The 6,203-nt window shown below is 69.6% G+C and carries 6 protein-coding genes; 2 read left to right on the plus strand and 4 right to left on the minus strand.

All coding sequences use genetic code 11. The annotated features are described in order from the left end of the window. Window positions 1-102 precede the first annotated feature (102 nt). The gene (locus ACSURM_RS00330) at window positions 103-1,041 is read left to right on the plus strand and encodes an alpha/beta hydrolase (RefSeq protein WP_436952266.1); all 939 of its coding nucleotides are present in this window, start codon (window positions 103-105) and stop codon (window positions 1,039-1,041) included. 286 nt (window positions 1,042-1,327) lie between these two features. On the opposite strand, the gene ACSURM_RS00335 is transcribed toward ACSURM_RS00330, so the two are convergent. After that, window positions 1,328-1,714 carry a hypothetical protein gene (locus ACSURM_RS00335; protein ID WP_436952268.1) on the minus strand — a complete coding sequence of 129 codons (387 nt, stop codon included), beginning with the start codon at window positions 1,712-1,714 and terminating at the stop codon, window positions 1,328-1,330. Between the two features lie 392 nt (window positions 1,715-2,106). After that, complete coding sequence (locus ACSURM_RS00340) at window positions 2,107-2,304, minus strand: hypothetical protein (RefSeq protein WP_436952270.1); 198 nt, start codon at window positions 2,302-2,304, stop codon at window positions 2,107-2,109. Between the two features lie 512 nt (window positions 2,305-2,816). On the opposite strand from ACSURM_RS00340, the gene ACSURM_RS00345 reads away from it, so the two are divergent. After that, window positions 2,817-4,568 (plus strand): cellulase family glycosylhydrolase, encoded by a 1,752-nt coding sequence (locus tag ACSURM_RS00345; RefSeq protein WP_436952272.1) that lies wholly within the window; start codon window positions 2,817-2,819, stop codon window positions 4,566-4,568. 277 nt (window positions 4,569-4,845) lie between these two features. Here ACSURM_RS00345 and ACSURM_RS00350 read toward each other — a convergent pair whose 3' ends face one another. Both ACSURM_RS00350 and ACSURM_RS00355 read right to left on the minus strand, forming a co-directional pair. Beyond that, window positions 4,846-5,070 carry a hypothetical protein gene (locus ACSURM_RS00350; protein WP_436952274.1) on the minus strand — a complete coding sequence of 75 codons (225 nt, stop codon included), beginning with the start codon at window positions 5,068-5,070 and terminating at the stop codon, window positions 4,846-4,848. A gap of 376 nt (window positions 5,071-5,446) precedes the next feature. After that, window positions 5,447-5,590, minus strand: coding sequence for a hypothetical protein (locus tag ACSURM_RS00355; protein WP_436952276.1), 144 nt, complete (start codon window positions 5,588-5,590; stop codon window positions 5,447-5,449). Window positions 5,591-6,203 lie beyond the last annotated feature (613 nt).

Consider the following 6,203-nt stretch of genomic DNA (forward strand, 5'->3'; position numbering starts at 1 on the left):
CACACTAGTCAAGTTGGAATTGACATTCCAATCATGCCCTACCGATGATCCTGGAAAGGTCATTCCATGCCGGGTGGCCGTCTCTTCAGACAGGTGAGTGCCATGCTCCTCGACCCCCAGATCGAGATTCTGCTCAAGGGAGTGGCCGCAGAAGGCGGACCGGCTCCCCACACCCTGACGGTGGCGGAGAACCGCGCGTTCGGGCGTGCCTTCGGCGCCCTGGCCGGCGCTCCCGTACCGGTCGCCGAGGTCCGGGACACCACGGCCACTGCCGAAGGCCGCGATATACCCGTCCGTATCTACCGGCCTTTCACCGAGCCGGATGCCGGGCCGCTGCCCGTGACGCTCTTCTTCCACGGCGGCGGGTGGGTTTTCGGCGATCTGGACACCCAGGACAACATGGCCCGCATCGTGACCAGCCGCTCCGGCACGATCGTGGTCTCCGTCGACTACCGGCTGGCACCCGAACACCGCTTCCCGGCCGCAGTCGACGACGCCTATGCTGCGCTGACCTGGGTCGCGGGCAACGCCGCGGGCTTCGGGGGCGACGGAGAGCGCATCGCCGTGTTCGGCGAGAGCGCCGGCGGCAACCTTGCCGCGGTTCTCGCACAGGACTCTCTGCGCCGCGGGGGGCCTCGCATCACGCTCCAGGTGCTCGCCTACCCGGCGGTCGACCGGTTCGACGACAGCCCTTCAATGTACGAGAACGTGACGGGTCCGGTCCTCTCCCGTTCCTATCTCGAGTGGTTCTGGGGCGCCTACCTCAGCACCCCGGACCAGGGCGCCGACCCGCGGGTCTCACCGGCGCGCTGCGGCGAACTGGCCGGACTTGCTCCCGCCGTCATCGTCACCGCCGAGAACGACCCGCTGCGCGACCAGGGCGACTACTACGCCCGCAAGCTGGCCAACGCCGGCGTACCGGTCCAGCACCTCCCGGTCGAGGGAGCCATTCACGGCTTCCTCTCGTTCACCGGCTCGGTGCAACTCTCGCGGGACATACTGAACCAGCTCTCGGACGCCGTGGCCGCGGCCTTCAACTGACCCAACCTGGCACCGCCAGCCGCCGAACCTCTGCCGCACGCATACGGGACAGCGACCACCACCGAGCTGCCCCTCGCCGTGAAACGGCTGGTCCTGGGCTGCTCGGAGAAGCAGGCGATGGAGGCGCACCCGGCGCACCGCACCACCAGGTAGCCGCACCTCCAGGACTGCGGTGGTGCGGTGCGCACCGGGACCGGAATGCTTGATGTGACCGTGCACGATAGTTGGCCCGGGGGGCCAGGTCCTCGCTCAGACACGGCAGAGATGCGGCAGGCGTCCGGATGGGTCAGGGTGTGGACGAGGCCTCGGTGAGTGCCATCCAGTCCCGGATCGTCTCCTGGTGCGAACCCTTCGCCGTACTCGCAGCCACCGCCTCGGCGTCCTCGACGGAGCACGGCGTTCCTGCTCGGGTGAGCAGGACAAGTGGCCACGCAGGGCCCGCGCCAGCCGACTCCCCGTCGAAGGCGGTCCAGTCCCAGGGCCCGCCGGACCGCCATACCCGGCCGACGGCATCGGCGACCTCGTCGCCCACCTGGAGGAACGCGTATGGGCGCATCAACAGTACGAAGGTGAAGGGAATCCCATCGCCCGGGTGGATGGTGTACCCCGAGCCATCGAGATGGCTCTCGTCCGGGAACTCGCGATAGGACAGACCTCGGGGCAGCACGGTCACGGTCTGGGTGGGATGTGGCAGCCAGGCCGTCTCCAGCGGGGAGCGTGGTGTTCAACGTCCGTCACGTGCACGACGGTGGGCGGCACGCCGACCCGGCAGACGTCTCCCGCCTTCAGCTGTTCGGGCGGGGGGCCGTTCGAAAGAGCTCGGCCTCCACCTCAGGCGAGAGGCTCCCGCCGCTTTTCACGCCGAGGGCGACGACCCCGTTCCAGCGCGCGAACTCGTTCTCGGTGTCGATATCCCGCCACGGCAATCGCACTTACACGTGACACCCTGCACGACCCGGGTAACCGTGAAGGGGCAAGCAACCGACAGCACGTCACCGATCCGGAAGTCCCCCTCATCAATCATTCGATCAGGGCAGTCGGGTTCCTTCGGCGGCTTACGCGGGCCTACCAGCCAAGGGGCCCGCTCGGGTTTGCGGTCCACCACCGCGCACACGGGCCGACTAGCACGTGCTCACGCGCGCTCTCGGCGGCGGCGCGGGCCAGGCGCAGGGCGGCGGTGCTGGTCCAGGAGTGGACGGCTGGGGTGTCGCCGACGCCGTCGAGCAGGGCGTACGCGCGGGTGCCGTCCGGCGCCGTGGACACGGCGGTCGCGTCGCACTGGAGGGCCCGGTCCCCACGCCGCTGTGCGGTGGCCTACGACGTCAGGGCCAGGTCCTCGTCCATGTCCTCGCGCATGCGGAAAGCCTTCCGGGACGCGGGGTCCGGACGGAGCGCTTTGTGAGGGTGTCCGTGCCCGGGCGGGTGAATCCTTTCTCGCGCACGCGGACGCAGCCGTAGACCCCCTCCCCTGCTCGCTTCCGAAGCCTCGCGGTTCGACGTCAGAAACAAGTGCTGCAGAGAGCTTCCGTGCGGTTGCCCGGCGCATCTAGGCTCACTACCTATGGGAGCGCTCCCACGGTCGTCGGATCAGCTTGTGCGCAGTATCGAAGGTCATCCAGCCAGGTAGAGGCGCATTGCCCACTGTGGAACCCGCTTTGAGGCCGGTCTCTCGCCGGGCGGTGCCATATGGAGTGATCGGTCATATACGTGCGTTGAGGGAGAGTGCGATGAGCATGCGAAGAGCCCTTCGGGCTTTCGGCGTTGCCGGAGTGCTTATGGCGGGTTCGGTGGCCGGATTCGGCGGCCCGGCCTCGGCGGTCGCCTCGCCGGCGGCCGGTCAGTCCGCCGCAGACGGCAGGGCATCGGCGGTCGCAGCGGCGCCGGCACTGCACGTGTCGGGCAACCGCCTGGTCACCGGGTCCGATTCCACGTTCCGCCCACTGGGCGTCAACCGGTCCGGCGGGGAGTTCGGCTGTGTCCAGGGCAAGGAGATATTCGACGGGCCGACGGACCAGGCGGCCGTCGACGCGGTGAAGGCATGGAAGATCAACACTGTCCGGATCCCGCTGAACGAGGAGTGCTGGCTGGGCACCGGGAACCTACCTCCGACAGCGCCCAGCGCGGCGGCGTACCAGCAGGCGGTCAAGTCCTACGCGGACCTCCTGGTGTCCAACGGCATCAACGTGATCCTCGACCTGCACTGGACTTGGGGCGAGTACACCGGCCCCGGCGGAGGCTGCCCGGACGTCGCGGCCACCTGTCAGAAGCCGATGCCGGACGCGCGCTACGCCCCCACGTTCTGGTCCGAGGTGGCCACGATGTTCAAGGGGAACGGAGCGGTCGTCTTCGACCTGTTCAACGAGCCGTACCCGGACGCGGCCAACAACTGGTCCGACGCCACGGCCGCATGGACCTGTCTGCGTGACGGCGGCACCTGCGCCGGGATCACCTACCCCGTCGCCGGCATGCAGACCCTCGTCAACGCGGTACGCGCCACCGGTGCCACCAACGTGATCATGTCGGGCGGTCTGGAGTGGACGAACAACCTGAGTCGGTGGCTGGAATTCAAGCCGGCCGACCCCACCGGCAATCTGATGGCCTCATGGCACTCCTACAACTTCAACGGCTGCGTGACCACCGCGTGCTGGGACAGCAACATCGGAGCGGTCGCCGCCCAGGTGCCGGTCCAGGCCGGCGAGATCGGTCAGAACACCTGCGCCCATGACTACATCGACCAGGTGATGGCCTGGGCGGACGCCAACAAGGTCGGGTACACGGCCTGGACCTGGAACCCTTGGGGCTGCAGCGGTGGCAGTGTGCTCATCGAGGACTGGAACGGCACACCGACCAGCACCTACGGTGAGGGGTTCAAAGCGCACCTGCTCAGCCAGAGCCCCGGTGAACCCGGCGGTGACACCGCTGCGCCCACCGCTCCGGGGACTCCCACCGCCTCCGAGGTGACGGCCACCTCCGTGACCTTGAGCTGGGCGGCCTCCACGGACGACGTGGGTGTCACCGGCTACGACGTCGTCCGTGTCACCGGCGGCACCGAGACGCGGGTGGCCGACTCCGCGTCCAACCGGGCCATGGTCACAGGGCTGTCCGGCAACACGGCCTACACCTTCGCCGTTTACGCCAAGGACGCGGCCGGCAACCGCTCCACCCGCTCGGCCACCGTTACCGTTACCACCACCGGCGCCCCGGCGGGCACCTGCTCCGTCGGCTACCGCTTGGTGGGGGACTGGGGAAGCGGCTTCCAGAGCGAGATCACCATCCGCAACACCGGCGCCGCCGCTGTCAGCAACTGGAAGCTCGGCTTCACCTTCACCAACGGCCAGACCATCAACAACATGTGGGGCGGCATCCCCACCCAGACAGGCGGCTCCGTGAGCGTGATCCCCGCCTCCTACACCGACACCATCACCGCCGGCGGTTCCGTCACTCTCGGTTTCATCGCCAACAGGGGCGCCACGAACACTGCCCCGACCACCTTCACCCTCAGCGGCAGGACCTGCACCACAGCCTGACCTCAGCCGCTGGCCCCGCAACCGACATCAGCCGCGCCCCCGCAATTGCCCCACCGCAACTACACCACCGCCTCCGTCGACGCGATCCACGCCGCGCACCCGAACGTCGACCGGGAGCAGCTGCGCGCCGTGGAGGAAGGCCGCCGTTCTCCGCTTGCGGCGCCGCGCCCGGAGCGTGCGCCCCTACCGGCGTAAGCCTTCGGGGCCCTCCCCCACCCGCGCCCCACGCCGTCCAGAAAGGACGGCCCCGGGCGCGGGCGTTCTTCTTGCGTGTCGCTCACGCCTGCCCTGCAGCCGGCTCCCACAAGGGCCGGGCGTGCCCGGTCCCGCCGCAGTGGAAGCAGCGGCCGCCTCCCGGCGTGCTGCGGGCACCGATGGTGCCGGCCGCGTGGCGGAGGAGCCGGGTGAGGCCGGCGGTGTGCGCCTGGTGGATCGGGAGTTCCTGCCGTCTGCCGAGCGTGACCTCCAGCGCGACGCCGGGACCGGTGAAGTGGGCGTGCATGCCCCCGGTGATCGCACGGAGCGTCTCTTTTCAGCTCCTGCATCGTCTCCGCGCCGGACAACTGCACGCGGGCCGCGAGGACGGTGTCGGCGGCCGCGGCGAAGGACAGCCATCCGACCGGGCGGGCGAGTGACCCGACGCGGCCCACAGCGTCGGGGTGGGTGTGCTGGAGCTGGGACAGGGCGTGCCACAGGTCACCCGGCAGATCCTGGGATGCGGTCTCTTCCCGGCTGCGTCTCATACGGCCCTGTGTGGGACCCCCGGTGGGCTGTCCACGTCGGATGGGCCCATCCGTCCCGTCCAGTGGTGCGGTGACCTCGGGACCGGTCCCGCTGTGCGGCCTGGCGGCTGCCGGCCGCACAGCGGGCTCGTGCGGTCAGATCCGCCGGCGGAACCAGCCGCGGCCACGGCCCGGCTCCTGGTCGTCCTCCGGCTCCGGGGGTGCGGCGGCCTGGAGGCGGGCGGCTCCGGCGGTGGCTTCCTCGCGGGCGACGTCGTCGGCGTGGCAGGTGCCGCACACCGACAGTCAGCGAGTCGGGCCCCCTCCACCAGGTGTCCGCCGCGCCCCTCACCTCGCGCGCCGGCACGTAGCCGTCCAGGTCGATGCCGTCGACGTCGTCGCCGACGAGTTCGGTGATCTGTGTGCCCGCATGGACACGTGGTGAGCCAAGGCGAGCGATTGCACCCAGCCCTCGATGGTCGCGTGGAGGGGCGCCCGCCTCTGCGTGTGGATACCGAGCTCACCGGACGGCCTGATCATGAATGAGCAGGGAACTGCTGACCGCTGCATCCCGGCTTCGAACCACCACCCGGCGGAGTCTGCTTCGGGCGCGTTCGAATCGAGGTACTTGGGGCCTCCGTCGTACTGCGGTGCGGGCGGCAGGAGCAGACCGCCCCGTCGGTCTTGGTAGGCCGCCATTCGATCGATCACCGTTGCCGGGATGTCCCGCTCGAGCCATCACTGCCTGAGGTCCTCGACGGTGCGGACGCCCACCCTGACGCCGTGCGTGCCGACAAAGGACCGCGCCCGTCGGGTCACGCCGTCCGGCACATCGTTGGTGAGGTGAAGGTCCGCCCGGGGGGCGCTACCCACCAGCCGTGGCGAGAGCATGCCCGGGGCCGGCATCAGTACC

This window comes from Streptomyces sp. SudanB182_2057 (assembly GCF_964272715.1).
Lineage (GTDB): Bacteria > Actinomycetota > Actinomycetes > Streptomycetales > Streptomycetaceae > Streptomyces > Streptomyces rubradiris.

What these genes read in the sequence shown, in the direction of transcription:
- ACSURM_RS00330 (WP_436952266.1), top strand. Translation starts at nt 103, where the DNA reads ATGCTCCTCGACCCCCAGATCGAGATTCTGCTCAAGGGAGTGGCCGCA.
- ACSURM_RS00345 (WP_436952272.1), top strand. Translation starts at nt 2,817, where the DNA reads ATGGCGGGTTCGGTGGCCGGATTCGGCGGCCCGGCCTCGGCGGTCGCC.
- ACSURM_RS00350 (WP_436952274.1), bottom strand. Translation starts at nt 5,070, where the DNA reads ATGCACGCCCACTTCACCGGTCCCGGCGTCGCGCTGGAGGTCACGCTC.